This is a genomic window from Bradyrhizobium pachyrhizi (assembly GCF_001189245.1).
Taxonomy (GTDB): domain Bacteria; phylum Pseudomonadota; class Alphaproteobacteria; order Rhizobiales; family Xanthobacteraceae; genus Bradyrhizobium; species Bradyrhizobium pachyrhizi.
The window spans coordinates 10,652-37,207 of record NZ_LFIQ01000034.1 but is presented as its reverse complement, the minus strand read 5'-3'; the positions used below and the strand labels follow the sequence as shown (position 1 = coordinate 37,207).

At 65.7% G+C, this 26,556-nt stretch carries 21 protein-coding genes; 7 read left to right on the top strand and 14 right to left on the bottom strand.

Annotated features, from left to right (window positions below; translation table 11 throughout):
- Nucleotides 1–79 precede the first annotated feature (79 nt).
- The 4 genes from AKL29_RS04070 to AKL29_RS04055 all read right to left on the bottom strand — a co-directional run bounded on the left by AKL29_RS04070 (nucleotide 80) and on the right by AKL29_RS04055 (nucleotide 6,938).
- A complete protein-coding gene (locus AKL29_RS04070) occupies nucleotides 80–1,042 on the bottom strand; it encodes an alpha/beta hydrolase (protein ID WP_050383221.1) in 963 nt (320 codons plus the stop codon).
- A 29-nt stretch (nucleotides 1,043–1,071) separates the two neighbouring features.
- Nucleotides 1,072–2,847, bottom strand: coding sequence for an NAD(P)-binding domain-containing protein (locus AKL29_RS04065; protein ID WP_050383220.1), 1,776 nt, complete (start codon nucleotides 2,845–2,847; stop codon nucleotides 1,072–1,074).
- Nucleotides 2,848–2,922: 75 nt separating this feature from the next.
- Nucleotides 2,923–6,393 (bottom strand): acyl-[ACP]--phospholipid O-acyltransferase, encoded by a 3,471-nt coding sequence (locus AKL29_RS04060; RefSeq protein ID WP_050383219.1) that lies wholly within the window; start codon nucleotides 6,391–6,393, stop codon nucleotides 2,923–2,925.
- 287 nt (nucleotides 6,394–6,680) lie between these two features.
- Complete coding sequence (locus AKL29_RS04055) at nucleotides 6,681–6,938, bottom strand: hypothetical protein (protein ID WP_028336191.1); 258 nt, start codon at nucleotides 6,936–6,938, stop codon at nucleotides 6,681–6,683.
- 52 nt (nucleotides 6,939–6,990) lie between these two features.
- Between AKL29_RS04055 and AKL29_RS04050 the strand changes: the two genes are divergently transcribed.
- A complete protein-coding gene (locus AKL29_RS04050; protein WP_193395186.1) occupies nucleotides 6,991–7,611 on the top strand; it encodes a TetR/AcrR family transcriptional regulator in 621 nt (206 codons plus the stop codon).
- Between the two features lie 20 nt (nucleotides 7,612–7,631).
- Here AKL29_RS04050 and AKL29_RS04045 read toward each other — a convergent pair whose 3' ends face one another.
- Nucleotides 7,632–8,630 carry a winged helix-turn-helix domain-containing protein gene (locus AKL29_RS04045; protein ID WP_050383217.1) on the bottom strand — a complete coding sequence of 333 codons (999 nt, stop codon included), beginning with the start codon at nucleotides 8,628–8,630 and terminating at the stop codon, nucleotides 7,632–7,634.
- 151 nt (nucleotides 8,631–8,781) lie between these two features.
- Between AKL29_RS04045 and AKL29_RS04040 the strand changes: the two genes are divergently transcribed.
- Nucleotides 8,782–9,960 carry an ABC transporter substrate-binding protein gene (locus AKL29_RS04040; RefSeq protein ID WP_050383215.1) on the top strand — a complete coding sequence of 393 codons (1,179 nt, stop codon included), beginning with the start codon at nucleotides 8,782–8,784 and terminating at the stop codon, nucleotides 9,958–9,960.
- A 159-nt stretch (nucleotides 9,961–10,119) separates the two neighbouring features.
- Here AKL29_RS04040 and AKL29_RS04035 read toward each other — a convergent pair whose 3' ends face one another.
- Complete coding sequence (locus AKL29_RS04035) at nucleotides 10,120–10,539, bottom strand: hypothetical protein (RefSeq protein WP_028336188.1); 420 nt, start codon at nucleotides 10,537–10,539, stop codon at nucleotides 10,120–10,122.
- 220 nt (nucleotides 10,540–10,759) lie between these two features.
- On the opposite strand from AKL29_RS04035, the gene AKL29_RS04030 reads away from it, so the two are divergent.
- Nucleotides 10,760–13,027 (top strand): T6SS phospholipase effector Tle1-like catalytic domain-containing protein, encoded by a 2,268-nt coding sequence (locus AKL29_RS04030; protein WP_050383214.1) that lies wholly within the window; start codon nucleotides 10,760–10,762, stop codon nucleotides 13,025–13,027.
- Nucleotides 13,028–13,257: 230 nt separating this feature from the next.
- Entirely contained in the window at nucleotides 13,258–14,940 is a 1,683-nt protein-coding gene (locus AKL29_RS04025) for a phospholipase D-like domain-containing protein (RefSeq protein WP_160321709.1), read from the top strand.
- Between the two features lie 66 nt (nucleotides 14,941–15,006).
- Here AKL29_RS04025 and AKL29_RS04020 read toward each other — a convergent pair whose 3' ends face one another.
- Both AKL29_RS04020 and AKL29_RS04015 read right to left on the bottom strand, forming a co-directional pair.
- On the bottom strand, nucleotides 15,007–16,107 hold the full coding sequence (locus AKL29_RS04020; protein WP_050383212.1) for an LLM class flavin-dependent oxidoreductase: 1,101 nt from the start codon (nucleotides 16,105–16,107) through the stop codon (nucleotides 15,007–15,009).
- A 105-nt stretch (nucleotides 16,108–16,212) separates the two neighbouring features.
- Complete coding sequence (locus AKL29_RS04015) at nucleotides 16,213–16,851, bottom strand: TetR/AcrR family transcriptional regulator (RefSeq protein WP_050383211.1); 639 nt, start codon at nucleotides 16,849–16,851, stop codon at nucleotides 16,213–16,215.
- A 55-nt stretch (nucleotides 16,852–16,906) separates the two neighbouring features.
- Between AKL29_RS04015 and AKL29_RS04010 the strand changes: the two genes are divergently transcribed.
- Nucleotides 16,907–18,418: an FAD-dependent monooxygenase gene (locus AKL29_RS04010; protein ID WP_202814534.1), complete on the top strand. Its 1,512-nt coding sequence runs from the start codon at nucleotides 16,907–16,909 to the stop codon at nucleotides 18,416–18,418.
- Between the two features lie 21 nt (nucleotides 18,419–18,439).
- On the opposite strand, the gene AKL29_RS04005 is transcribed toward AKL29_RS04010, so the two are convergent.
- The 5 genes from AKL29_RS04005 to cobS form a co-directional block, all read right to left on the bottom strand.
- Complete coding sequence (locus AKL29_RS04005; RefSeq protein ID WP_050383209.1) at nucleotides 18,440–19,552, bottom strand: NADH:flavin oxidoreductase/NADH oxidase; 1,113 nt, start codon at nucleotides 19,550–19,552, stop codon at nucleotides 18,440–18,442.
- Nucleotides 19,553–19,687: 135 nt separating this feature from the next.
- Nucleotides 19,688–20,770, bottom strand: a complete 1,083-nt coding sequence (locus AKL29_RS04000; protein WP_050383208.1) for an esterase-like activity of phytase family protein — start codon at nucleotides 20,768–20,770, stop codon at nucleotides 19,688–19,690.
- 3 nt (nucleotides 20,771–20,773) lie between these two features.
- Nucleotides 20,774–22,672: a cobaltochelatase subunit CobT gene (gene cobT, locus AKL29_RS03995; protein WP_028336180.1), complete on the bottom strand. Its 1,899-nt coding sequence runs from the start codon at nucleotides 22,670–22,672 to the stop codon at nucleotides 20,774–20,776.
- Entirely contained in the window at nucleotides 22,669–23,079 is a 411-nt protein-coding gene (locus tag AKL29_RS03990) for a GNAT family N-acetyltransferase (RefSeq protein ID WP_050383207.1), read from the bottom strand. Before AKL29_RS03990 ends, cobT begins: the two co-directional genes overlap by 4 nt.
- Nucleotides 23,080–23,082: 3 nt before the next feature.
- Complete coding sequence (gene cobS, locus AKL29_RS03985) at nucleotides 23,083–24,084, bottom strand: cobaltochelatase subunit CobS (protein ID WP_028343271.1); 1,002 nt, start codon at nucleotides 24,082–24,084, stop codon at nucleotides 23,083–23,085.
- A 294-nt stretch (nucleotides 24,085–24,378) separates the two neighbouring features.
- Between cobS and AKL29_RS03980 the strand changes: the two genes are divergently transcribed.
- A complete protein-coding gene (locus AKL29_RS03980; protein ID WP_028336178.1) occupies nucleotides 24,379–25,041 on the top strand; it encodes a DedA family protein in 663 nt (220 codons plus the stop codon).
- Here the strand turns inward: AKL29_RS03980 and AKL29_RS03975 are convergent, their stop codons facing one another.
- Complete coding sequence (locus AKL29_RS03975; protein WP_028336177.1) at nucleotides 25,042–26,265, bottom strand: citrate/2-methylcitrate synthase; 1,224 nt, start codon at nucleotides 26,263–26,265, stop codon at nucleotides 25,042–25,044.
- Between the two features lie 76 nt (nucleotides 26,266–26,341).
- Here AKL29_RS03975 and AKL29_RS44380 point away from each other — a divergent pair.
- Nucleotides 26,342–26,556, top strand: a 215-nt coding sequence (locus tag AKL29_RS44380) for a citrate/2-methylcitrate synthase (protein ID WP_283809385.1), incomplete at its 3' end; no start/stop codon positions are given.

Below are 26,556 nucleotides of genomic sequence, written 5' to 3'. Positions count from 1 at the left end.
TAACAGTTGCCGGCCTTCGCCGGGACGACGGGGAAGTTAGAGTCCCTTTGCCAACAAAGGCCGGGACGACGGGGAGGAATCAGACTCCCCGCTCCAGCAACACCCGAAAATCCGCCCGCGCGCGCTGCGCCTCGGCGCGTGCGGCCTCCGACGCATCACCGAGGCCGAAATAGCCGTGAATCAGCCCCTCGCCGGAATGATACGCGACCTGCACGCCGGCCGCCTGCAACGCCTTGGCGTAAGCATGGCCCTCGTCGCGCAGCGGGTCGAACCAGGCTGTGGTGACGACCGCCGGCGCGACACCGGCAAGGCTCTTGGCGCGTAGCGGCGAGACGCGCCAGTCGGCGCCCTCGGCCTTGTCGGCGAGATAGTGCCCGCAGAACCACTGCATCGTCGCCCGCGTCAGGAAGTAGCCGTCCGCATTCTCGGCGCGCGACGGAAATTTGGCGTTCTCGCCCGGATCGGCGAAATTGCCGACCACATCGGTGACGGGATAGACCAGCAGCTGACCGGCGAGCCTGATGCCTGCGTCGCGGCAGGCCAGCGCGGTGGTGGCGGCGAGATTGCCGCCTGCGGAATCGCCGGCGACGCCGACGCGGGAAAGATCGCCGCCGAATTCGTCGATGCGCGCGACCACGTCGCGGATCGCGGCGAACGCATCCTCGAACGCGCCGGGAAAGCGGGTTTCCGGCGGCTGGCGGTAATCGACCGAGATCACGACAGCGCCGGTGTCGATCACGAGGTTGCGGGCCTGGCGATCGTGCGTCTCGAGATCGCCGGCGACCCAGCCGCCGCCGTGGAAGAAGATCACGGTCGGCGCCGTGCCACGGCCGCTCCGATAAAGCCGCGCGCCGAGCTTGCCGGCGGCGCCCGCGACCTCGATGTCGCGTGCCACGTCGACCGGCGGCGGCGGCACCGCCTTGCGCGCCTCCGCCAGCGCGCGCAGCGAATCGCGGCAGCTCTGCGGCGTCATGGTTTCGGGATCGCGCAGCGGCAGCAGCGGAATGATCTTCTCAATGACGGGATCGAGCGGAAGCGGCATGGGAGTCCTTCAGTGTGAGTGCGTAGAGTTCAGGTGAGTTGTTTGGAAAGCGCGCCGGCCTCGATCGCGGATATCTGCAGCGCGATGAAGCGGCTGTAGATGCGGGCCTGCGAGAACGCGCCGCCGGCGAACCAGAGGCCGGGCTGCGGCGTGCGCATCCACATGTTGCGCAGCTCCTGGCTCGCATCGTCAAAGCCCCAGACCCGGCCGACGCGTTCGGCGACGTCCTCGCCGAACAGCCTGCCGACCAGATGGTCCGGGCCCTTGTAGCCGGTGGCGAGCACGAACAGCTCGGCGGCGAGCGAGGTGCCGTCCTTCAGCGCAAGGCCGGTAGCGGTGATATCGGCGATGTCGGCAGCCTGAATCAGGCGTATCCTGCCGTCGGCGATCAGCTCGGAGCAGCCGACGTTGAAGTAGTAGCCGCCGCCGCGGGAGCGGAATTTCAGCGGCCAGCCGGTGCCGTCCTCGCCGAACTCGAGCCGGAAGCCGGCGCGCTCCAGCCGCGACAGCAAGGGCGCATCGAGCCGCTTCACCTCGTCGGTGATGATCCTGTGCGCGATCTTCATCACCGGCAGCGGCACGCCGGAATTGAGGATATCGCGCACCTCGATCGGCGGGCCGTCGCCGAGATAGGTCTTGTCGTAGAGCTGCGCCGGCTCGACATTGACCACCATGGTCGGGCTGCGCTGGACCATGGTGACGTCGGCGCCGGCGGCGTGCAGCTCCTGGCAGATGTCATGCGCGCTGGTGCCGGTGCCGAACACGACGACCGAGCGCCCGGCCCATTCGCGCCCGGCCGCGAACGCGCTGGAGTGCAGCACCTTCCCGTCGAAATTCCCGATGCCGTCGATCCGGGGAATGTTCGGCGTGCCGCTGACGCTGGTCGCGAGCACGATGTGCTTCGGATGGAGCGTGCGCGAGCCATCGCTCCGCTGCAATGCCACCGTCCAGCGCTGCGTCGTGTCGTCATAGCGCGCGCCTTCGAACGAGGTCTCGGTCCAGAAGTCGAGCTCCATGATGTCGACATAGCTTTCCAGCCAGTTCGCGATCTTGTCCTTCGGGATGTAGTCCGGGAAGCTCGGCGGGAACGGCAGGTAGCGGAACAGATTGACCGGCGTCTTGTTGTGCAGCTTGAGGCCGCGATAGCGCAGCCGCCAATTGTCGCCGATGCGCCGCTCGCGATCGACGATCAGGGCATCGAGCCCGATCCGCTTGCACTCGACCGCGGCCGCGATGCCGGCATGGCCGCCGCCGACAACAAGCACGTCAGGCTCGCGGTCGGCATAGGCGCGCGAGGCCTGCCGCTGCTCCAGCCAGTCCGGTGCGGCGAAATCGCGCGCATGGGATTGCTCGGCGGCGCCGTCGGCGCGCGCCTCGCAGATGCGGTTGAAGTCGAGCATCGTGGAGAACGTCCACGCCACGGAATTTCCGCTCCTCTCATGCAGCAGGCGGACCGCGCCGGTGCCGGGACCATTCGACGTGTCGAAGGTGAAGACCGCCTCGATCGTCTCGCGTCCGGCCACCACGGCCCGCCGCGGTATCAAGGCACGGTCATCGAGACGAAATCCGCGCGCGCCGACCGCTTCAGCGCGCGCCAGCAGCTCGGCGACGACGCGCTGCCGCCCGCTGAAGGTCGCAAACTGCCAGGAGATGCCGAAGATATTGCGCCAGTGGCTCTCCGGCGCAAACAATGCGGATAGAGCCTCGGTGGAACGGCTCGCGAGCGCCGCATCCAGCGCGCCGATCCATCGCTCGGCGGCAAGTTCAGGCGCGTCCTCCGTAGCCGGGTTCAGTTTGTCCAGCATGATCGTGCTTTCTCGGGAGCAGTTGTCGTCTATCTGACAACATGCTCCCGAAAAGCACAACCATCATGCCAAGACTCATGCGACGTGTTGCGCCAGCTGCGCCGACTCGGCCTCGCCCTCATCGCCGGCGGGCTCGGCCTGCGGTGCGGGCGCCGCAGCGAGTTCCGCTGCTATTTCCTTGGCCAATGCAGTGGCGCCGACATAGTCGGTCTTGCCGGTGCCGAGCAGCGGCACCTTGTCGACGACGCGGATATCGGCCGGCACTGCGAGCTCGGAAGCGCCGACGCTCTTGGCCTGGCGCTGCATCGCGCCGCGGTCGGCGTCCTTCTGCGTGGTGAGCAGCACGATGCGTTCGCCCTTGCGCTGATCGGGTAGCGTGACCGCAACCGACATGGCCTGCGGCCAGATCGCAGCCGCGATCGCCTCCACCGCCGACAATGAAACCATCTCGCCGGCGATCTTGGCAAAGCGCTTGGCACGGCCCTTGATCGCGATGAAGCCCTGCGCGTCGACCGCGACGATGTCGCCGGTGTCGTGCCAGCCCTCGGGCAGCGGCTCGAGCACGCCGGGATTCTCGGCACGGAGATAGCCGAGCATGACGTTCGGGCCCTTCACCGACAGCCGGCCGCCTTCCTCGATGCCGGGGACCGGATCGAGACGGTACTGCATCAGCGGCGAGATCCGGCCGACGGTGCCCTGACGGTTGGCCATCGGCGTGTTCATCGCCAGCACCGGCGCGGTCTCGGTGACGCCGTAGCCCTCGAGGATCCGGATGCCGTAGCGCTCCATGTAGATCTGCCGCGTGCGCTCCTTCACCGCCTCCGCACCGGCAATGACGAGCCGCAGCGTGCGGAAGTCATAGGCGTGCGCCGAGCGGGCGTAGCCGGTGAGGAAGGTGTCGGTGCCGAACAGGATCGTCGCGCCGGTCTGGTAGATCAGCTCGGGCACGATCCGGTAGTGCAGCGGCGACGGATACATGAAGATCGGGATGCCGCCGAGGATCGGCATCATCATGCCGCCGGTCAAACCAAACGAGTGGAATACCGGCAGCACGTTGAACACCTTGTCGTTGGCATTGGCATCGACCCGCGCCAGCGCCTGCGCCGCGTTGGCGAGGATGTTGCGATGGGACAGCACGACGCCCTTCGGCGTGCCTTCCGAACCCGAGGTGAACAGGATGACCGCGGGATCGTTGGCCTTGCGGGCGACGCGCGGCGTGATGCCGGCGCGGAAGCCCGCGATCTTGTCGGCAAGGCCGATGCCGGCCCTGACATCCTCGAGATAGACGACGCGCGCCTGGCCGGCGAGCGCCGCGATCAGCTTGTCGAGCTTGCCCTTCTCGATGAAGGCTTGCGAGGTCAGCACGGTCTTGACCTGCGCCGCCTTCATCGCGGCCAGCACGTTGACCGGACCGGCCGAGAAGTTGAGCATCGCCGGCACCCGGCCGATCGTCTGCAGCGCCATGAACACGACGGCGACGCCGGCCGAGTTCGGCAGCAGCACGCCGACATTCTCGCCGACCGCGGTGCCCTGCTCGAGCTTGCGGCTCAACACCTGGGCGCCGAGGATCAGCTTGCGATAGGTCAGCTTGGTGCCGAGCGCGTCCTCGATGATCGGCTTGCCGGTGTCGCGGTCGCGATAGGCGTGGCCGAGGCCCTCGAACAGCGTATGGTCGAGCATCGCGTTCTGGACCATGGCGTTGATCATGACGTCCTGCAGCGCGGCGCCGGCCGCGTTTCGGCGCGCCTTGCCTCGCAGCGATTCGTCGACCGGCAGCTTCACCGGCGGCAGGATCGAGATCGTCACCTTGGGGAACCAGGAGCGCTTGATCTCGCCATTCTTGAGATAGCTGAGGTGCGAACGCTGCGCGCCCTCGATGCGGACCGGGACGACCACCGCATCGGCCTTGTCGGCGATCATCGCGGTGCCGTCATAGACCTTCATCAGCGACCCCGAGACCGTGATGCGCCCTTCCGGGAAGATCACCACCGGCTCGCCGGCGGCGACCAGCTTGATCAGGTCGCGCGCCGCCAGCGGCTTCGACGGATCCATCGTGTAGTGCTTGATCATCTTCAGGAACGGCTTGGCCCACCACGCCTTGGCGATGCCGGTATCGACCGCGAAGCTCGCGTCGATCGGCAGCATGGCGTGTAGCAGCGGGCCGTCGACCAGGCTGACATGGTTGGGCGCAATCAGCATCCGCGTGCCTTCGGGCGGCAGGTTTTCCATGCCGCGCACCTCGAGGCGGAACAGCGCCCGGAACAGCAGCGCACCGAAGTCGCGCACGCCCTCCTTGCCCCACTTGGTCAGCACGAACCAGACGGTGCCGAAGCTCGCGACGGCGAGGCCGAAGAAGATCCAGGCGATCGGCAGGCCGACAGCCTGCAGCGCGCCGACGAACACCGCGCCGGCGACCATGAAGCCGGCCTGCAGGATGTTGCCGGCGGCGATGATGCGGGCGCGCTCGGACGGCGCGGTCCAGGCCTGCACGGCGGCAAACGACGGCACCACGAACAGGCCGCCGCCGAAGGCGAACAGAAAGAAGTCGGCCAGCATGCGGAAGCCGCCGAACGAGCTCGCGAACGCGGCCGCGGTGACGTCCTTGCCGAGCGAGGTGGTGGCGATCGCCCAGGCGAGGTCGAGCCCGATCACGCCCATCACGATGGCGCCGATCGGCACCAGCGCGAGGTTCGGGCGAACGTGGCTGAGCTGCGCGGCGAACAGCGAGCCGGCGGCAATGCCGATCGCGAACACGGCGAGGCACAGCGTGACCACGCCCTCGGTGCCGCCGACGCCTTCCTTGATCAGCGCAGGCAGCAGCGACAGCACGATCGCGCCGACCATCCAGAACCAGGACACGATCACCATGCCGTCCCACAGCCGCGGCTCGGCATAGAGCGACTTCAACAGGCGCACGGTCGAGGTCCAGGGATTTTTGGTGATCGGCAGATCGGGCGCGGACGGCTGGGTCACCGGGATGCGCGACGCAAATGCCCAGGACAGCACCGACAGACCGACCACGGCAGCGCAGATCCAGCCCATGTGGCTGGCGCCGGCGACGAACATGCCGCCCGCGATGGTGCCGATCAGGATCGCCATGAAGGTTGCGCCCTCGACCAGCGCATTGCCGGTCGCGAGTTCGGACACCGACAGCTGGTCGGGCAGAACGGCATATTTCACCGGGCCGAACAGCGCGGCGACGATGCCGAACAGCGCCAGCGCGATGAACAGCAGCGGGATCGAATGGGTGAAGAAACCGGCGGCGGCAAAGGCCGCGGCGAAGATCTCGAAGAACTTCAGCCGGCGGGCGACGACGGACTTGATGTAGCGGTCGGCGAGCTCGCCGCCGAGCGCCGAGAGCACGAAGAACGGAGCGATGAACACCGCCCCCGCGAGCTGAACCAGCGCCGGCCCCTGCTCGTTGGCGACGCCATAGAGCAGCATGATGACGAGCGCGTTCTTCAGCACGTTGTCGTTCAACGCCGAGCAGAACTGCGACCAGAACAGCGGCGCGAAGCGGCGGGACGTCATCAATTCCTTGATCATGACCGGTTCCTTGGGTTAGCGCGCACGGCGCTGGCAGGTCTGCGAGTTCGGGTGGCGGAGAATGGTGAGCGTGGAGAAAATGACGGGGATGCCGCAGCCTTTAGTCTTTTCCGCAACGTATCGGTTCGAAGGCGCGCAAAATCCGGCGCACCGGGAGGTCACGACATTGCCCGCCAGAGATGTACGAGACCTTATCCGGACCTGGGGTTGATCGACGCCGGACCGGCTCGCAGGGGACATGGTGAGCGCTTTGTTGAGGTTTCGCCGACAATTGCGGCCCGCGTGCTTCAGGTCAGTTCACTCAAGCCGCCGAACGGCGACCATCGACAGTTGCGCGGCTTGCAGCGGCCTCCGCTCGCAGCCGCCTGGCGCGGCGCGCGCCGATCCGCGCGCCGCTGCTCCAGGACGCCTGCGACGTCGCAGGCGCGGGCGATCCGCTCGATCGGCGCGGTCGCCAGAGTGAGGACGGCGCGGCCGAAGCCCTTCACGAGCTCGATCGCGTCATCGACAAGGGTGGTGGTCAATTGAAGTGCTAGGGTCTGCATCTGAGTGGCCTCCTATGTCAACTTGAGCAACGCTCAAATTAGTAGTATGAAAATGAACATTGTTCAAGAAGAATCGCGACGAGACCAAAAAAAACTTCAGCGGCGAGCCCTGCTGATCGAGATCGCGCGCCGGTCAATCTCAACTAAGGGATTGAAATCACTCAAGGTTCGCGATGTCGCCGAGGCCGCCGGGTGCTCCATCGGCAGTGTCTATAATGAGTTCGGCGACTTCGACGGGTTGATCCTGACCGTGAACCGGGAGACCGTTCACGCCCTGACCACGCGGCTCAAGGCGGTCCCGGCCGACGATCCCCTGCGCCAGCTGCACGGACTTGCCGACGCCTATCTCGGCTTCGCCACCGAGCACGCCAATCTGCTGCGCTCGCTGTTCGAGCACCGGATGGAGGACGACCGGCCATTTCCGGAAGACATCCTCACGATGGTGATGGACGCGTTCGCGCTGATGCAGACGCCGCTGCTCCGCCTGCTGCCCGATCGTGATCCCGGCGACGTCGCGCTGCTGTCGCGGATGATGTTCTCCGCGGTCCACGGCATCATCTCGCTCGGCCTCGAGGAGCGCATGGTCGCGGTCCCGCCCGAGATGCTGCGCGAGCGGCTTGCGCAGTTCGTCGACACGCATCTGGCGGGGCTCGGTGTTTCGCGGCGCACGTAATCACACCGGGTGCGCCTCGATCAGGTTTGACTGCGGGCAACGCGGCCTGGGTGAGCAAGGGTCCAGAGCGGTTCGAGGAACACGACACTGGTACCTCCCTCGCGGAAGACGAGCTTGAACTCGATCCGTCCATCCGCGGTGATGGAGGCGGAATGCAGTCCGGTATTGCCGTCATAGCGCAAGACGTCGTCGAGGACATAACCGGTGAAGCCGCCGGAAAAGCCGGGCCCGGGTACCCGGCTGTGCGGCATCGCCGGGCCGTTCACGAGATAGCCGGTCGCGACACCGTCCCGATCGACATTGGTGACGATCATCATGAATTGGCGGTGCGAATTGATCCATCCCTGGTCGCTCACCCACACGCCGAGAAAGCGGCGGACATTGTCCGGCACGTCACTTGCCGGCGCGCGAACGCGATAGGCGGGAAGCGGCAGCTGCTTCTCGGCGGCCAGCGCGGTGATCCGCTCGACATCCTGCTCCGGCACGATGCCGTGGTCCTCCGGCACAAACCAGTGCGCCAATTCGGCCAGAGGATGCCTCATCCCGGCGGCAATCGGCGGCGCGGATGCGAGTGATGCGAAGGCCATCACCGACAGGCCGGCGACCAGCGACCTTCGGGGAAGCGCGGCCAAGCGTGCTGCGATGCCGCGTGGAGCGGACATTTGGCGCGAGGCGTTCTGCGATCCATGATCGTGCGGCGGCGGCACCGGCCTGGCATCGAGGCGATAGCCGCGGCGAGACACCGTCTTGATGATACTGTGGTCATCATCGCGCAGCTTCAGGCGCAGCTCGCGGATGCACTGGACGAGCGAGTCGTCGGAAACCGCGACGTTACCCCAGACGGCCTCGTGCAGGTCCTGCTTGGATGCCAGCCGCCCGGCATTGCCGGCAAGATAGCCAAGCACCGCGAATGATTTCGGCCTGAGATCGAGATCGACGCCATCCACGCGGGCTACGCCGCGGGCGAGATCAAGCTCAAAGGAATCAAATATCAAAATGGAATCAGTCGCCGGGTCCATAGAGGTCACTCCATGCCCACAGACGGCACCAATCGGGAAAATTTAGCAGGAAATTCGCCGTTCTGTCACTTCTTCATCAGGACTTCCCTGGCGCGAAGCCGATAGTCGCGAACCGGCCCGGCATCATCTCCGGGCTCGCGGGAGGTTGTCCATGTCGAGCACCCGGTTTGCCGTGTTGGTCGGGGCTGTTCTGGCGCTTGCGGCGGTGCGACCGGGACACGCCCAGGCGCAGGACGTCGTAAGGGTCGGGCTGGTGATGCCGTTGACCGGCGTCCTGGGGCCGGTCGGCAAACAGGCGGTCGCCGGGGCGCGGCTCTACATGGCACAGCACGGCGACATGGTCGCCGGCCGCAAGGTCGAATTGATCGTCCGGGACGATGCCAGCGTGCCCGACAACGCCAAGCGCATTGCGCAGGAGCTGATCGTCAACGACGAGGTCGCGATCCTCGGCGGCGGGCTGACGCCGAGCGTGCTGGCGCTCGCGCCGCTGGCCAATGAGAGCAAGACGGCAACCGTCGTCATGGTGTCGGGCACCTCGATCGTGACCGAACGGTCGCCTTACTTCGTGCGCTCCAGTTGGACGCACGCGCAGCAGGCCAGCGTGCTGGCGGATTGGGCGGCGAGGAACGGATCGAGGCGGGCCACCATCATCGCGTCCGACTGGGCACCCGGGCGCGAAGCCGCCGGCGTATTTTCGGCGAGCTTCACCGCGGCCGGTGGAACGATCGTCGAAGCGCTGAAAGTGCCGCTGGCCAACCCCGATTTCGCGCCGTTCCTGCAGCGCGCGCGGGATGGCAATCCCGACACCCTGTTCATTTTTGTCCCGACAAGCCAGGCCGGTATCCTGGCCAAGCAGTTTGTCGAGCGCGGGCTCGACAAGAGCGGGATCAAGCTGATCGGCCCCGGCGACATCGCCGACGATGAGGACCTGCCGGGCATGAGCGATGCGATGATCGGCATGATCACGGCGGGGTTCTATTCCGCCGCGCATCCATCCGACCTGAACCGCGACTATGTCGCGGCATTCCGCAAGGCCAACGCGAATGTTCGACCGAACTTCATCAGCGTCAGCGCCTATGACGGCATGCATCTGATATACGAGGCGCTGAAGGTGACCGCCGGCAAGACCAACGGCGATGCGTTGGTCGAAGCCATGAAGGGCATGGCCTGGGAAAGCCCGCGCGGCCCGATGTCGATCGACCCGAAGACGCGCGAGGTCGTCCACGACATCTACATTCGCAAGGTCGAGAAGGTCGGCGGCGAGCTCTACAGCGTCGAGCAGGAGACGTTCAAGACGGTCAAGGACCCCGCCAAGGTCGCGAACCGATGAGGGAGACGGAGTAGCGGCTGATCCGGCTTGGCGTAGGCCTTTGCGGTGTCCCGGCATAGCGGGTGACGGCCGACACAGGACTTGCGTTCAGACCATCCCCCCTGCAACACGACCGATCCCGAGCCAGCAAACCAGCTCGTCCAACGCCACTCCGACGCTTCAAGCGCGCGCCCGCGCGATCGTACCGCCGACGATCTGCATGGCAACGCCGAGCACCCAGCCCGCCATGATGGCCGCGGTCCAGCCGATGTCCGGCTCGCTGCGCAGCACGACGACGCCAACCGAGAAGAACGCAACCATCGTCGCGAGGAAGGTCCCGATCGCGCCGAGCAGCTCCGCCGCGTCGATCTTGCGCATCGACGCCGAATCCTTCGGGTGGAACAGCTTGGGCGGCGTATCGATGCCGAGATAGAAGCCGATCGCGCCGCCCAGCATCATGACGAGCAGGAACGCCTGCGAGGTCAGCGCCGAGACGCTCGAGCCGACATGGATGGCGACAAACAGACCGCTTGCAGCTCCCGCCAAAGCAAGACCGAAGCGCTCAAGGACATGGGCAAATTTTCTGACGTGGCTGCGCATCGCTGTGCCTCATCAATGAATTGCGCCGCTATCAGGCTAGGCCTTTTCGCAGCAACGCGAAAGCCGTCGCCTCTCACATGGCCGCGACCACGTGACGCTTTGTGCGCCAGTTCACACCTATCGCGGCATGGAATGTTTAAAGAGCGATCAAAGGTAGCAAACGATCCCGTCCCTGCTACGCTGCGCCACCCGCTTCATTCGTTTCAGCGAGCGTCTTTCAATGCCGAGTCCGAAGATCATTATTCTGTCCGATGGCACCGGCAACGCCGCTTCCAGCGTCTGGCGCACCAACGTCTGGCGGATATTTCAGTCGCTGGATTTGCAGGGCAATACGCAGGCCGCCAAGTATGATGACGGCGTCGGCACGTCGAAATTCATTCCGCTGGCCATCCTCGGCGGCGCCTTCGGCTACGGCCTCAAGCGCAACATCCTCGACGCCTACAAGTTCATCTGCCGGAACTACGACCACGAGAACGATTCGAAGGTCTACCTGTTCGGATTCAGCCGCGGCGCATTCACCGTGCGCACGCTCGCCGCACTCATCCTCGATCAGGGCCTGATCGTCGCGGACACCGAATCCGAGCTGCACGACGGCGCGGTGAAGGCCTATCGCGCATACCGGGCCGAGGGCTACCACTCGATCTGGCGCATCGAGGTGCTGTTCCGCGCGCTGCGCGACTATGTTCTTGTGCCGCTGTGGGATCGGCTTCGAGGCAACAAGCCGTATGCAAGGATCGCGCGGAAGCCGGTGCCGGCGATCGAGTTCATCGGCATCTGGGACACCGTCGCGGCCTATGGCCTGCCGATCGACGAGATGACGCGCGGCATCTCCAACTGGGTGTGGCCGCTCGAACTGCCGAACCGGATTCTCAGCCCGAAGGTGAAATGCGCGCGACACGCGCTTGCGCTCGACGACGAGCGCACGACCTTTCATCCGGTGCTCTGGACCGAGCAAGAGCCGGAACAGCCTCCACCCGCGGTGCCGACCAGCATCGATGGCGAGCGCCTCGTCCAGGTCTGGTTCGTCGGAATGCACGCCAATGTCGGCGGCGGCTATCCGGACGACGCCGTCGCCTTCGTGCCGCTGGCCTGGCTGGTCGACGAAGCCGTCAAGCGCGGCCTCGCATTCAAGAGCGCACCGATCGCCGACCCTGACGCGATCAAGTCAATCAAGTCCTCCGAAGACAAGGATGGCCGGCTCTACGATTCGCGGGCGGGCCTCGGCGCGTACTACCGGTACGGTCCACGCAAGGTCGCCGACCTCTGCAACGATCCCTATGCCGGCGTCAGCGTGCCGATGCCGAAGATCCACGAGAGCGTGTTCGAGCGGATCGACAGCGGCGCCAATGCCTATGCCCCGATCGGACTTCCGCCGAACTACGTGGTCGTCTCGCGCAGCGGCCAGGTCACCCCGCTCGGCGCCAATACGTTTGAGACGCCCGCGGGCGCACCGGCGCGCTATGCCGCGCAGGAGAAGCTGTGGAACTACGTCTGGATGCGCCGGATCGCCTACTTCGCCACGCTGGCGGCGTCGCTGCATCTGGCCGCGTTCTGGCTGTTCCATAACCAGCACAAGGAGCACGAATTCAGCTCCTATGTCAGGATGATCTCGGAGCTGGTGCGCTTCGTTCAATCGTTCCTGCCCGATTCCTTTCATTGGTGGACCGATTGGTACGCCGGCAACCCGGAATGGTTCGCGGGCGGCATCCTCGCTGTCATCGTGCTGATGGGTGTAGGCAGTTCGCTCAGCGCGACGATCCGGGACAGGATGCGGATCATCTGGCGTAACCGCGCGAGCCCTGTGCCGCTCTCCGGCTTCGTGCACAACGCGATCTATCGATTCCGCACCTGCGCGATCTATCAGTGGATCCTCAATGTCGGAAAGCGGCATGTCGTGCCGTTTGCACTGACAGCCCTGCTGGTCTGGTTCAGCGCGACGCTGGTCAGCCACTTCCTGTTCAATCTCGCCGATTCGACGGGGGCATTCTGCAGGGGCACTGCAACGGACAAGCTTGTCGCCGTCGACAAGGGCATCCCGCAGGATGCCGCCGACTTCGACACCGGCGCGATCTGTGCGCCGACCGGTCTCAAGGTCCGCACCGGGTTCAAGTACGAGATCGCGATCACGATGTCGGAGCCCTGGGAGGACGCCGGACGCGCGGTGACGCCGATCGGATACCGGACCTCGACCATCGAAGGCACAAAGCAGTTGCGCGGCTACTTCGCGATCTTCCTGCGGCGGATCCTGTTCCGGCCATGGTTCAGGCTGATCGCACGGGTCGGCGAAACTGGGGTCGACGAGTATTTCCTCGACCCCCTGCCGGTGTCGAACACCGACTCGCAGGTCTACAAGGCGCGTTTCACCGCCGATCGCAGCGGCGAGATCTTCCTCTACGTCAACCAGGCCGTCATCGGCCTGCCCTGGGCCTGCGGATGGTTCTACGGCGACCATAAAGGCAAGGCGAAGGTCACGGTGCGGCTGCTGTAGGGAGCCGCGATCGGGTCCACAGCATCGCGGCCCAACGGGTGCGCATGGCGTGACCGATCTGTGATCCTGCCGACAGACCCGGTTGTAGATTGTCTGGCATACTCTCCTTGCTAGATCAGCTGCCCCGACGCCCGGAACGATCCGACGCGACTTCAGGGATCGCCGGGCGACGTTGACGCGCCAGGTTCATGTCGACCGGATATTTCTCATCAGGGATTTGGAGCATCACCATGATGTCCACAATTCAGGCGTTCCCGACCACCGACGGCATCCTCGTGGTCTGGGAGGTCGCGGCAATGATCCCGGACTGCCTCGGCTTTGCGCTGTATCGTCAGCAGCAGGGCAAAAGTGCAACCGTGGTCGACACCTGGGTCGGGTTCGAGGACCAGGCGCAGGATCACAAGCCGGGCGAACATCGGCCGAGCACCGAATGGCCGGTGCAGAAGACGAACTGGACCGATTTCCTGGCGCCGACTGACGCGCCGGTCCGCTATGGCGTCGTTCCGGTTCTCAAGGACGGCCCCGCCAAGGTAAAGCCCGCCTACAGCGCGCCAGCGACATGGACCGAATACGTCTCCGCCATGCCGTCGGGCCCGCTCAAGCCGTGGTTCAACCGCGGCACGATCTCGGCGCAATGGCTGTCGCGCGCCATCGGCAAGGACAAGAAGCCGGCGCAAACCCTGGAGAAGGCGATCTCGACCAAGGGCAACAAGATCCGCGACTTCCTCAAGGGCCAGCTCGGCGCCCGCCTGCTGGCGCTGGTGGCTGAAGCCAAGAAGAGCAAGCGCGACGTCTATCTCGCGCTCTACGAGCTCAACGACCCCGAGCTGATCGCCGCGCTGACCGCGATGAAGGGCAAGGCACACGTCGTGCTCGGCAACAGCACCGGCAAGTCCGACGCCACCGCCAAGGACACCGAGAAGAACGCCGGCGTGCTGAAGAAGGCCGGCGTCGACATCGTCCGCCGCAAGATCGCGCCGAGCCGTTACGCTCACAACAAGTTCGCGGTGTTCTGCGACGGTGCGCAGAAGCCGAAGGTGGTCTGGACCGGCAGCACCAACTGGACCCGGACCGGACTGTGCACCCAGAACAACAACGGGCTCGAGATCACCGACGACAAGGTCGCGGCGGCCTATCACGACCATTGGAAAGCGATCTACGCCGACGGCAGCAAGTCGCCGAAGGCGCTAGCCGTGGCCGGCGATCACGAATGGCCTTTCACCATCGGCAAGTCGAGGCTCAGCGTCTGGTTCACGCCGACCACCAGGAGCGGCGACCTCAAGGAAGCCACCAAGATGATCGAGGACACCGAGCATGGCGCGGTGTGCCTGATGCTCAATCCCGGCAACAAGGGCCTGCTCGGCCCGATTCTGGAGAAGGCGCAGGACAAGAAGCTCTATGTGCGCGGGGTGCTCAACAATTTCCCGGCGCAGGGCAAGGACAGTCCGAAGGATCAGCTGCAGCTCCTGGCCGGCGACGGGCAGCAGCAGGTCTTCAAGGGCAAGCAGATCGCCGACGTGATCCGGCCCGCCGGCATCGACAAGACCGCGGACTGGTGGGAGCACGAGATCAAGAACACCGGCAAATTCATGATCGCCGTACACAGCAAGGTGATCGTGCTGGACCCGGCCGGCAAGAACCCGGTGGTCATGACCGGCTCGCACAATTTCTCCGACCGCGCCAGCACCAAGAACGACGACAACCTCGTCATCATCAGAGGCGATTCGCAGCTGGCGCTGACCTATGCGGCGCGCATCGTCAGTATCTACGGCCAGTATCGCTGGCAGGCCTGGCGCAACACGCCGGAGGGCCAGAAGGACAAGGGTCTGAAGCGCAGCGACACCTGGCTGAGCAACCGCATCGGCAAGGGCTGGGCGCAAACCGAAACGCGGTTCTGGCTCGGCACCGCCTGACGCCGGCGATCCGTCATGACTACGGGGCAGCGTTACCGCTGCCCCGTATTATCCTCACCGTCAAACCTACGCTGCGCGGCCGACCGAGGCGTCGAGATGCTTCAGCCGCGGCAGCACCTCCTGCTTCAGGAGCCGCAGAGAATTGTGCCAGGCTTCCGGCTTGTGCTTGTAGTCGAAGCCGAACACCAGGAGCACGCCGAAGCCGCCAACCTCTTGGTAAATCTTCTCGATCTTCTCGGTGACCGTCGCGGGCGAGCCGACGATCCAGTTGTTGCGCGCGCAATATTCGACCGTGACGTCGCTGTCCGGCACGTCGGGCGAGGCCTTCAGATAATCCTTGAAACCAAAGTGGCCGAGCAGCGGCAGGAAGTACTCGCCCATCATCCGGCCCATCATGTCGCCGGTCGACAGCTTCCATGCTTCTTGATCGGTGTCGGCGACGAATACCTCGCGCACCATTCGCCAATCCTTGCGGCTCGGCGTGCGGCCGGTCTTGGCCGCGCCCGCCTCGACCGAGTCCCAGTGGCTGCCGACATAGGCGGGGTTGAGGTTGAGGCTCATCGGAATGAAGCCGCGCTCGCCGGCGAGCTTCAGCGTGTCCGAATTCTTGGAGAGTCCCGCGACGCCGATCGGCGGATGCGGCGCTTGCTGAGGCTTGATGTGCGGCTTGAGGAAATCGAACATCGTGTCCGGCTTGGTCACGGTCCAGAACTTGCCCTTGTGGGTCCAGGGAGCCGGCTCGGTCCACATCTTCAAAATGATCTCGAGCGCTTCGCGCGTCATGTCGCGGTTCTGTCCTGACATGCCGTCGACATTGAACATGGCCCAGTCGCTCGGCAGCCCGGAGGCCGCGACGCCGAAATTGAGCCGCCCGTTCGAGAGATGATCGAGCATCGCGACGCGGTTGGCGAGCTCGGCCGGGTGATGATACGGCAGCAGGAAGCCGCCGGGCCCGATGCGGATATTCTTGGTCTGCAGCAGCGCCTGCGCGATCAAGAGATCAGGCGACGGATGCGGCTCCCAGGGCGCGGTGTGGTGCTCGCCGATCCAGGCTTCCTGATAGCCGAGTTCGTCGAGCCAGCGCAGCACCTGCAGGTCCCAGTCGTGGCCCTCCTTCAATCCGCACTCCGGCGGATGCGACGGCATCGCGAAGTATCCGAGTTCCATGGGTTTCCTCTCTTTGTTCGATGCGTGTCTTTCGCACGCGCTTCGAGAGTAGCTGCCCCGGCTACGGCAGAACAATGGCCTTGTCGCATCCGGCTCGGCCAGGATCTATGCGTAGGGCGTATCCTTCAGCATGATCGCGATACCGGAAAAGCTTCGCTCCATGATCCGCAGGAAAGTCTCGCGTGACGACGCAGCCGACCTGCGGGCCTTGTGCTCGCGAAGCCCTTCCGCATAGGCGACGGTCAGCGCCGTGACCACCATCGACGCGGCGAGCCGGGCATCGGCATCGGCGAGCGGGCGGTTGATGGCTCCCGCCAGCACGCTCGCGAGATCATTGATCAGTTCGTCACGCATCTCGCGCGCCCGCGCCGAGAGCGCCGGGCTTTCGGCAACGGTGCGCCAGAATTTCGCCGTTGCGTCGGTGAATTTCGCGAACGGATGCACGCGATCCGCCAGGCTGTGCACCAGCTTGCGGAGAGTCGCGATCGGCGCCTCGCCGGCCGGACGTTCGGCAAAGGCAGTCCGCAGCAACTGACGGCTTTCCTCTTCACGGTCGAAGAACAGGTCTTCCTTGCGTGGAAAGTAATTGAACACCGTCATCCGGGAGACCTCGGCGGCCTCGGCGACTTCGGCCACCGAAACATTGTCGAAGCCGCGTTCCAGGAACAGCTCGGTGGCGACATCCGAGATCGCCTGGCGCGTCGCCTCCTTCTTCCGCTCGCGCAATCCGCCCTGATTTGACATGCGGGAATTTGTACCATAGTAAATATTATACTGAGTACAATTTTATGGTGACGGCGTGACGCGTGAACGAACAGATGTGGTTGTGGTCGGTGCCGGGCCGACCGGACTGCTGCTGGCGATCGAACTGACCCTGGGCGGCGCCGACGTGATCGTCATCGAGCGGCTGACCGAGCCCGACCAGACCATCAAGGCCGGCGCGATCGGCGCGCTGGCAGGCGAGGCCCTGGAGCGCCGCGGCCTCGGCGACGCGATGAATGCGGTCGAACGCAGCATGGCGGACAGCATGTCCAGGCTCATGAAGGGCGCGGGCGATGCGAGCGACCTGCCGTTCAAGAAATTCGGCGGTCACTTCTCGGGCATTTTCCTGATCGACCAGACGCGTCAGCGCGAGCCGGACCGGCGGTTGCGCGGGGTGAACCAGCAAGCCCTGGAAACGATGCTCGCCGAGCGCGCCCACGCGCTCGGCATCGAGATCAGGCGCGGCTGCGAGTTGATCGATTTCGAGGATAGCGGCGACGGCGTCGTGGCGCGGACCAGCGACGCGTCCGGCGATGCCACGCTGCGCGCGGCCTATCTGGTCGGCTGCGACGGCGGACGCAGCGCCGTGCGCAAGCGCGCGGGCTTCGTATTCCCCGGCACCGAACCGACCCTCACGGGACACCAGGCCATCGTCGATCTCGATCATCCGGATCGACTTCTGCCGGTCGGCTGGCGGCGGACGCCGGTCGGCATGATGGCCTATGGACCGATTCCTGGCCGGGTGTTCCTGGCCGAGTTCGACGGACCGCCGGCCGATCGCAGCGCACCGGTCACGCGCGAGGAGATCGAGACCACCCTGCGCCGGATCAGCGGCGTCGACGTTCGCGTCACCGCGGTCAAGACCGCCACGCGCTTCACCGACAATGCGCGACAGGCCGACAGCTATCGCAGGGGCCGCGTCCTTTTGGCGGGCGATGCGGCGCATGTGCACTCGCCATTCGGCGGACAAGGCCTCAATCTCGGCCTGCTCGATGCGGTCAATCTCGGCTGGAAACTTGCGGCGGTCGTCTGCGATCGCATGCCCGAAAGCCTGCTCGACAGCTACACGGAGGAGCGGCATCCGATCGCGGCAAGGGTGATCGCCAACACCCGCGCCCAGGTCGCCTTGATGCGGCCTGATGTCATGACGGACGCCTTGCGCGAGATCGTCGCTGACCTGATGAGCCTCGACGAGGGCACCCGCTATTTCGGCGAAATGATCAGCGGCATCCGGATCCGTTACGATCTCGGCAGTGACCATCCCTCGGTCGGCCGGCTCTCCGGCAATTTTGCTCTCGGCGACGACGGCGCGGAAACAACCTTGTTCGATCAGATGGAGGACGGCAGGGCCGTGCTGGTCGATGCGACTGATGGAGCTGCGTCAGCGATCGCGGCACGCTGGGACATCTTCGTGCGATGCGTGCCAGGACGCGGCGGCGCTTCGCTGCTGATCCGTCCGGATGCCTGCATCGCCTGGGCGGCCGACGACGCCGACACGACGGGCCTCCACGCCGCGCTGACGCGCTGGTTCGGGCCCGCCATGCAGTGACCTCGCAAGCGAGGTGCGCTGTCAGCGCGTCCCGAACGTGGTCTTGCCGAACAGCGCCTTCTGCGTCGAGGGCTGCGAGCGCCAGTATTGCGGCGGCGCGCTCACCTCGCCGCCGAGCTCGGCGGCAGCGTGCCAGCCCCAGCGCGGGTCGTAGAGCATGCCGCGGGCGAGCGCGACCATGTCGGCCTTGCCGGACGAGACGATCTCCTCCGCCTGCTTCGCTTCCGTGATCAGGCCGACCGCCATCGTGGTAACGCCGGTCGCCTCCTTGACCGCCAGCGCCGCGGGCACCTGATAGCCCGGCCCGAGCGGGATCTTCTGCAACGGCGAGACGCCGCCGGAGGAGACATCCATCCAGTCGACGCCGCGCTTCTTCAGCTCCCTGGCAAACTCGATGGTCTGCGCAAGGTCCCAGGCGCCCTCGACCCAGTCGGTCGCCGACACCCGCATGCCGATCGGCTTGTGATCCGGGAATACTGCGCGCACGGCATCGAACACTTCCAGCGGGAAGCGCATGCGGTTTTCCAGCGAACCGCCATAGCGATCGGTCCGCTTGTTGGCGATCGGCGAAAGGAATTGGTGCAGCAGATAGCCGTGCGCGCCGTGCAGCTCGAGCGCATCGATGCCGAGCCGGTCGGCGCGCTTTGCCGACGCGACAAAAGCCTCGCGGATGCGCTTCAGGCCGGCGTCGTTGAGTGCCACCGGCGCGGCCTCGCCTTCCTTGTGCGGGACGTCAGATGGTCCGACCGTCTGCCAGCCGCCTTCGGCAATCGGGATCAACTGCCCGCCCTCCCAGGGGCGCTGGCTCGACGCCTTGCGGCCGGCATGGGCGAGCTGCATCGCGACCGCCGCTTTCGAATGCTTGCGCACCGAGGCCAGGATCGGCTTCAGCGCCGCCTCGTTGGCGTCGTTGTACAGACCGAGGCAACCCGGCGTGATCCGCCCGATATCCTCGACATGGGTGGCCTCGATGCAGAACATCGCCGCGCCGGACAGGGCCAGCATGTTGATGTGGGTGAAGTGCCAGTCGTTGGCGGAGCCGTCGATGGCCGAATACTGGCACATCGGCGAGACCATGATGCGATTGGAGAGTTTCAGGTCGCGCAGTTCGATCGGGGAGAACAGGGAGCTCATGCGGCGGATATCCGGGATCGGGGAAAGGGCCCGGTTAAGATAGAGGCACCACGGCCGATCACCAACTGTCCGGAAGGCCGCGCAGGCCGGGGCGCAGATCAGCAATGCCCTGACGGCGTCCCTCGGGCCGGCGCCTCAGTCCACCAGCGTGAACTGCAGCAGCAGGTTGCGCTGGATCAGGGAGAAATTGTCGTCGGAGACCATGGTCAGCACGGTCTCGCCCTCCTCCGTGACATGGGCGTCGATGCCTTCCATATTGTCGACCTCGTTGCCGAGATCGGCATTGAAGATCGCAGGGCCGTCGACCACGGCGCCGGGCGCGATCTCGGACAGCGCGAGACGGCGGATGCGGATGCCGACGCCGCCGAACCAGGAGAATTTCCGCTCCAGAATCAACAGACCGCCCGACGGCAGCAGGACCGCGTCGCTGATGTCGAAATTCTCGCTGCGGCGGACGCTGAACTGGCCCGGCGTCTTGCCGCCGACCAGGAAGGCGACCAGATTGCCGCTCGCATCGAGCCCGCGTTCCGAGAATGCGATCAGCGTACCCGCAAGCGGCTGGCCTTTCGGCACGAAGACGAGCCCCTCCAGCCCCTTGTTGTTGGGAAGCTTGCGTGCCGCCGGCGGCAGCGCAATCACCTCGCCGCGCGAGCGGGTAAAGCCCTTGGCGAAATCGAAGCGCAGCACCTGGTTGACCCGCTCGAGCCCGACATAGGCGAACGAGCCGTAGAGCGCGAGCGATTCCGAATCATACCAGCCGCGGGTCGCGGTGATCGGCCTGCCGTCGGCGCCGAGCAGCGGTGCCGCCTCGACATCGTCGAGCCTGACCATCTCCCGGCCGCGATAGACGATGCGACCGGTGAACCAGCTGCCCTGGTCGCTGACCGCGATGAAGCGTTCGCCCTTGGCATCGAGCCGTAGCGCGGAGAGGCCGCCGAAGCCGGAGAACGACGAGGTCAGGATCAGACCGCTGCGATATTCCAGCGCGCCGAACCGCGTGCGCGCGCGATCGCGGATGTCGAACGACGGCAGCAGCCGCGCGTTGACGTCGATCGAAACCGGTTCGTTGACCCGGTAGGGGCTCGGCCTCGCAGCCGGTCTCGGCGTTGCCGGCGGCTGGGTCGCGCTCTGCGCCTGCGCAAGACGCGGCAGGGCGGCGGCCGACAGCCCCGCCGCCATACCCTGGAGGAAACGGCGGCGGCTAGGGGGTGAGCGCATGTCTCACGAGTGGAGGCGGCGCCGGATGCCCGGCGCGGGCGCCGAGCCGTGAGTCTCGCTGAACAGCTCGGCGAGCTTTTCGGTGATGGCGCCGCCGAGCTCTTCGGCGTCCACGATGGTCACGGCCCGGCGATAGTAGCGCGTCACGTCGTGACCGATGCCGATCGCGATCAGCTCGACCGGCGAGCGGGTCTCGATCTCGTCGATGATGTGCCGCAGATGCCGCTCGAGATAGTTGCCGGGATTGACCGACAGCGTGGAGTCGTCGACCGGCGCACCGTCGGAGATCATCATCAGGATGCGGCGCTGCTCGGGACGCGCGAGCAGGCGCTTGTGCGCCCAGTCGAGCGCCTCGCCGTCGATGTTCTCCTTGAGCAGGCCTTCGCGCATCATCAGCCCGAGATTCTTCCGCGCGCGACGCCAGGGTGCGTCGGCCGACTTGTAGATGATGTGCCTGAGATCGTTGAGGCGGCCCGGATTGGCCGGCTTGCCGGCCGCGAGCCACGCCTCGCGCGACTGCCCGCCCTTCCAGGCGCGCGTGGTGAAGCCGAGGATCTCGACCTTGACGCCGCACCGCTCCAGCGTGCGCGCCAGAATGTCGGCGCAGGTGGCGGCGACCGTGATCGGGCGGCCGCGCATCGAGCCGGAGTTATCCAGCAGCAGCGTCACCACGGTGTCGCGGAAGGTCGCCTCCTTCTCATGCATGAAGGACAGCGGATGATAGGGATCGGTGACGACGCGCGACAGCCGCGCCGGATCGAGGATGCCCTCCTCGAGATCGAACTCCCAGGCGCGGTTCTGCTGGGCCATCAGCCGGCGCTGCAGGCGGTTGGCGAGCCGCGCCACGATGCCCTGCAGATGCGCGAGCTGCTTGTCGAGATAGGAGCGCAGCCGCTCGAGCTCGTCGTGGTCGCAGAGATCCTCGGCGGCGATCACCTCGTCGAATTTCGGCGCGAAGGCGTGATATTCCGGACCGCGCGGCTCGTTCTGGCCGCGCGCATTCGGCCGCGTCGCCTCGCCCGGCGTCTCGTCGTCGCCTAGCTCGCCGTCGTCGAACGTATCAGACGTGGAGGCCTGCGCGCTCTCCATCGCGCTTTCGCTCATCTCTTCCGCTGACGTCTGCGCCTGGTCGGCGCTCATCTCTTGCGCGGCATCGGAGTCGGGCGAGCCCTCGGCGCCGGACTGATCGCTCTCGCCGTCCTGGTTCTCGTCCTGGTCGTCGTCATCGTCCGAATCCATGTTGCGGTCGTCGCCGAGATCGAGCGCCGACAGCAGATCATGGACGAGGTCGCCGAACCTCGCCTGGTCCTCGGTGAAACGGCTGAGTTTGTCGAGCCGCGAGCCGATCTTGTCCTCCAGGGTCGGACGCCAGAGATCGACCATCTTCTTGGCGGCCGCGGGCGGGGCCATGCCGGTCAGACGTTCGCGCACCAGCATCGCCAGCGCATCCGACAGCGGCGCGTCGGCGCGATCGGTGATCTCGTCATACTTGCCGCGGTGGAAATGATCGTCGAGCATCGCGGTGAGGTTCTTCGCAACGCCCGCCATCCGCCGCGAGCCGATCGCCTCGACGCGCGCCTGCTCGACCGCCTCGAACACGCCGCGCGCCTGCGGGTTACCCGGCATCAGCTTGCGATGCACCTTAGGATCGTGACAGGCGATCTTGAGCGCGATCGAATCGGCGTGGCCGCGCACGATCGCGGCATCGCGCTTGGTCATCTTGCGTGCCGGCTCCGGCAGCCGCGCCTTGCCGGGCGCGAGCCCGGGGCGCTCGGCGGCGAAGGAGACTTCGAGCTCCGGCTTCTTGGCGATCGCCTTCAGGCACGCCGACACCGAGCGCTTGAACGGCTCGGTCGGCGCTTCCTTGGATCCGGGACGGAATTTGATGTTGGAGGTTGTCATAGCGATTTCGTAAACCAATGGCGCGTTACGCCGCCGGGATACCCCTCAATCGAACCGAACTCTTTATATCCATTGGCGCGGTAGAAGCCCGGCGCCTGGAAGCTCATCGTATCCAGATAGGATCGCATCGCTCCGAAGCGCCGCGCCTCGTCCTCGATCGCCTTGATCAGCTTCGCGCCAAAGCCCTTGTTGCGAAACTTCTGCTCCATCCAGAACAACTGGATGAACAACACCGCGGTCCAGACCTCGCCGACGATGCCGCCGACAATCTTGTCATCTTGCCGCAGCGAGATGGCGAAGCGCTTGTACTTCTGCTTCCCCATCTTCTCGTTGTTGTAGTGGAGCAATCCGCCGAGCACCGCCTTCTTCGTCTGTGTGACTGTGCGCTCGACGGAGATTTTCGGCATGGACTAGCTGAGCGCCACGTTGACCGAGGATTCCGGCAGCTCGACGTTGAAGCAGCGCTGGTAGAACTCGGCGACCAGCGGCCGCTCCAGTTCATCACACTTGTTGAGGAAGGTGACGCGGAACGCGAAGCCGATGTCGTTGAAGATGTCCGAGTTCTCGGCCCAGGTGATCACCGTGCGCGGGCTCATCACCGTCGACAGGTCGCCATTGGCGAAGGCGTTGCGGGTGAGGTCCGCAAGCCGCACCATCTTGTTGACGATGTCGCGGCCTTCCTGCGTGCGGTAGTGGCGCGCCTTGGCCAGCACGATCTCCACTTCCTCGTCATGGGCGAGGTAGTTCAGCGTGGTGACGATCGACCAGCGGTCCATCTGGCCCTGGTTGATCTGCTGGGTGCCGTGATAGAGGCCCGAGGTGTCGCCGAGGCCGACCGTGTTGGCGGTCGAAAACAGGCGGAACGCCGGATGCGGCTTGATCACCTTGTTCTGGTCGAGCAGCGTCAGGCGGCCGGAGACTTCCAGCACGCGCTGAATCACGAACATCACATCCGGGCGGCCGGCGTCGTATTCGTCGAACACCAGCGCGATATTGTGCTGCAGCGCCCAGGGAAGGATGCCGTCGCGGAATTCGGTGACCTGCTTGCCGTCCTTGACCACGATGGCGTCCTTGCCGACGAGATCGATACGGCTGATGTGGCTGTCGAGGTTGACGCGCACGCAGGGCCAGTTGAGGCGGGCCGCAACCTGCTCGATGTGGGTCGACTTGCCGGTGCCGTGATAGCCGGTGACCATCACGCGGCGATTCTTGGCAAAGCCGGCGAGGATCGCGAGCGTCGTCGCGCGGTCGAAGCGATAGTCCGGGTCGGTTTCCGGCACATGCGGATCGACTTCCGAATAGGCGGGAACTTCCAGATCGCTATCGATCCCGAAGACCTGCCGGACCGACACCTTCATGTCGGGCAAGCCGACGACGGGTTCTTGTGTTTTGGTCTGGACGGCGGTCGTCATTCATCCTCCGAGGTCCCGGGCATTCCCGAAACCAGATTGATGGTTTGGCTGCGGATGGGGTGCTAGGCACAAGCCTAGCAGAGAGCAACGGCCGGCAGAAGCCCGCGGGCCAATCAAAGTTCCGTTGTCCTATCATGAAGATAGGTCCGGACGCCGGTTTTTGAAAGGCTGCCCTGCGAATCACGCCGCACTTTCGCCGCAGCGTGCGGACGCCCTGCCTGCCCGCGAGGCACTTTCCACCCCGGCAGGGAGTTGTTAGCTCTCCAATCCATATCACCGCCGCATGGGAATTTTGTGACTTCATTCCTTGACCCGTTCATCGCGTTCGTTTCGGCCCATGCCTGGCTCGCCTATCTGACGCTGTTTCTGGCCGCCCTGCTGGAAGCGGTTCCGGTGATCGGCTCCCTGGTGCCGGGTTCGACCATCATCCTGGCGCTAAGCGCGCTGGTGCCGGGCGGGGAACTGAAGCTGCTGCCGGTGCTCGCCGCGGCCGCCGCCGGCGCGATGCTCGGCGACGGCACCGCCTACCTGATCGGCCACCGCAGCCAGCGCGAGATCCTGTCGGCCTGGCCGCTTTCCAACTACCCCCGCGTAGTGGCGCAGAGTGAGGCGTTCTTCAATCGCTGGGGCGTGCTCGCGGTGTTCTTCGCCCGCTTCGTGCCGCCGATCCGCGCCTTCGTGCCGATCACGGCCGGCGCGCTCGACATGCCGCCGGCGCGCTTCTACGCGGTCAACATCCCCGCGATCCTGCTCTGGGCGCCGGCGCATGTGCTGCCCGGCGTGCTCGCCGTCACCGCGCTGCACGACTATGCCGGCCTGCCGCATCATGGCCATGTCGGCAAGCATCTCTGGATGTTTGCGGTCGCGGGCGGCGCCGTAATCCTGGCGCTGGCCGTCTGGACCATCCGCCGCCGGCACGGCGGCAGCCTGATCGAACCGGCCAAGCCGGCCAAATAGCTAGAGGCTGTTGGTCGTTCCCGCCCGCCCGGGCGCCGGTCCGACATAGCGCGCGCGAGGCCTGATCAACTTGCCGAGTTGAAGCTGCTCGCTGGCATGTGCGATCCAGCCGACGCTGCGGGCCATCGCAAACAGCGCGAGCTCGCTGCCCGCTGGCATCCGCAGCGCATGCACCAGCACCGCCAGCGCATAATCGATGTTGACGAATTCGCCGGTCGCCTCCGCGATCCGCTCCGGCACTTCCCTGGTGAATTTGCGCGGCGCGCCGGCCCGCGTCAGCGCCTCGAGCAGCGAGATCGCCCGCGGATCGCCCTTCTTGTAGACGCCGTGCCCGAAGCCGGCGAAACGCTCGCCAAGCGCGACGCGCTCGCGGACCACTGGCGCAACGTCATTGTCGAGCATCGTCTTGACGAGGCGCGAGGCGAGCACGCCGGCACCGCCATGCATCGGTCCCTTCAGCGCAACGAGACCCGCGATCACGGCGTCGTACAGATTGAGCCCGGTCGATGCCGCGCAGCGTGCGGTGAAGGTCGACGCGTTCAGTTCATGATCGGCGAGCAGCACCAACGCGCGGCGGATCAGGTCGGGCGCGTGCTTGTTGTCAGGCGTCCAAACCCGCGCCACCTGCTCGTGCAGCGGCTCGTTCGATGGCACGGCATTCAGCATGGTCGCGACCAGCAGCCGCAGGATGCGGCCGCCGACCATGGCGCGGCCGTCCGGCGCGCGCGTGAAGGCGCCGGGATCGGCACTTGCCGCCAGCGCCAGCACGGCCACCGTCCGATCGATCGGCTGGGCGCGGCGCGCGGCTTCGGCGATGGCGCGCATTTCGTCCGAGAGGTGCGGACAATTGTCCGGCGCGAACGGATCGACGCCGGTGACGTCCCACAGCAGCGTCGCGGTGTGCTCCAGCGTGTCGCGCTCGGCGAGATCGACGCAGTTGACGCCGCGATAGATCGGGCCCTGTTCGGTGATGGTCGCGATCGCCGAATCCATCACCGGCAGATCGGCGTCGAAATTACGGAAGCCGCGCGGCTCCGGCGACGGCACGCGGCGCTCCTTCAACCCCCTGATGTCCTCGGCGCGGTAGCGGTGGCTGCGCGAATCCGGCGACGGCTCGGAGCGGATCAGCCCGCGGCTGACATAGGCGTAGAGGGTCGCCGGCGAGATCGCGAGCTCGGCGGCGGCTTCGCGCGCGGAGAGGTAAAGTTCGGCGGATTTTTTCATATTGATTTATATAATCAAGATTGATCAATTCGTCGAGAGGCCTGACCTTGAAGGGGTGAAGCAAGGAGATCAGGCCATGAATATGCATCTCACAAAGAGCCAAATCGGTCTGGACGGCGTTCCCGCCGCCGAGACCGTGTTGAGCCATGTCGACGGCGAGCGCGGCGAATTGATCATCGCCGGCGAGCACGTCGCCGACCTCGCGGGCAAGTCGAGCTTCGAGGGCGTCACGGCCCGGCTGTGGAACGGCGCCACCGGCAAGTCGCTGAGTGAAGCCAATGTCCGCGCCAG

What these genes read in the sequence shown, in the direction of transcription:
- AKL29_RS04070 (WP_050383221.1), bottom strand. Translation starts at nt 1,042, where the DNA reads ATGCCGCTTCCGCTCGATCCCGTCATTGAGAAGATCATTCCGCTGCTG.
- AKL29_RS04065 (WP_050383220.1), bottom strand. Translation starts at nt 2,847, where the DNA reads ATGCTGGACAAACTGAACCCGGCTACGGAGGACGCGCCTGAACTTGCC.
- AKL29_RS04060 (WP_050383219.1), bottom strand. Translation starts at nt 6,393, where the DNA reads ATGATCAAGGAATTGATGACGTCCCGCCGCTTCGCGCCGCTGTTCTGG.
- AKL29_RS04055 (WP_028336191.1), bottom strand. Translation starts at nt 6,938, where the DNA reads ATGCAGACCCTAGCACTTCAATTGACCACCACCCTTGTCGATGACGCG.
- AKL29_RS04050 (WP_193395186.1), top strand. Translation starts at nt 6,991, where the DNA reads ATGAACATTGTTCAAGAAGAATCGCGACGAGACCAAAAAAAACTTCAG.
- AKL29_RS04045 (WP_050383217.1), bottom strand. Translation starts at nt 8,630, where the DNA reads ATGGACCCGGCGACTGATTCCATTTTGATATTTGATTCCTTTGAGCTT.
- AKL29_RS04040 (WP_050383215.1), top strand. Translation starts at nt 8,782, where the DNA reads ATGTCGAGCACCCGGTTTGCCGTGTTGGTCGGGGCTGTTCTGGCGCTT.
- AKL29_RS04035 (WP_028336188.1), bottom strand. Translation starts at nt 10,539, where the DNA reads ATGCGCAGCCACGTCAGAAAATTTGCCCATGTCCTTGAGCGCTTCGGT.
- AKL29_RS04030 (WP_050383214.1), top strand. Translation starts at nt 10,760, where the DNA reads ATGCCGAGTCCGAAGATCATTATTCTGTCCGATGGCACCGGCAACGCC.
- AKL29_RS04025 (WP_160321709.1), top strand. Translation starts at nt 13,258, where the DNA reads ATGATGTCCACAATTCAGGCGTTCCCGACCACCGACGGCATCCTCGTG.
- AKL29_RS04020 (WP_050383212.1), bottom strand. Translation starts at nt 16,107, where the DNA reads ATGGAACTCGGATACTTCGCGATGCCGTCGCATCCGCCGGAGTGCGGA.
- AKL29_RS04015 (WP_050383211.1), bottom strand. Translation starts at nt 16,851, where the DNA reads ATGTCAAATCAGGGCGGATTGCGCGAGCGGAAGAAGGAGGCGACGCGC.
- AKL29_RS04005 (WP_050383209.1), bottom strand. Translation starts at nt 19,552, where the DNA reads ATGAGCTCCCTGTTCTCCCCGATCGAACTGCGCGACCTGAAACTCTCC.
- AKL29_RS04000 (WP_050383208.1), bottom strand. Translation starts at nt 20,770, where the DNA reads ATGCGCTCACCCCCTAGCCGCCGCCGTTTCCTCCAGGGTATGGCGGCG.
- cobT (WP_028336180.1), bottom strand. Translation starts at nt 22,672, where the DNA reads ATGACAACCTCCAACATCAAATTCCGTCCCGGATCCAAGGAAGCGCCG.
- AKL29_RS03990 (WP_050383207.1), bottom strand. Translation starts at nt 23,079, where the DNA reads ATGCCGAAAATCTCCGTCGAGCGCACAGTCACACAGACGAAGAAGGCG.
- cobS (WP_028343271.1), bottom strand. Translation starts at nt 24,084, where the DNA reads ATGACGACCGCCGTCCAGACCAAAACACAAGAACCCGTCGTCGGCTTG.
- AKL29_RS03975 (WP_028336177.1), bottom strand. Translation starts at nt 26,265, where the DNA reads ATGAAAAAATCCGCCGAACTTTACCTCTCCGCGCGCGAAGCCGCCGCC.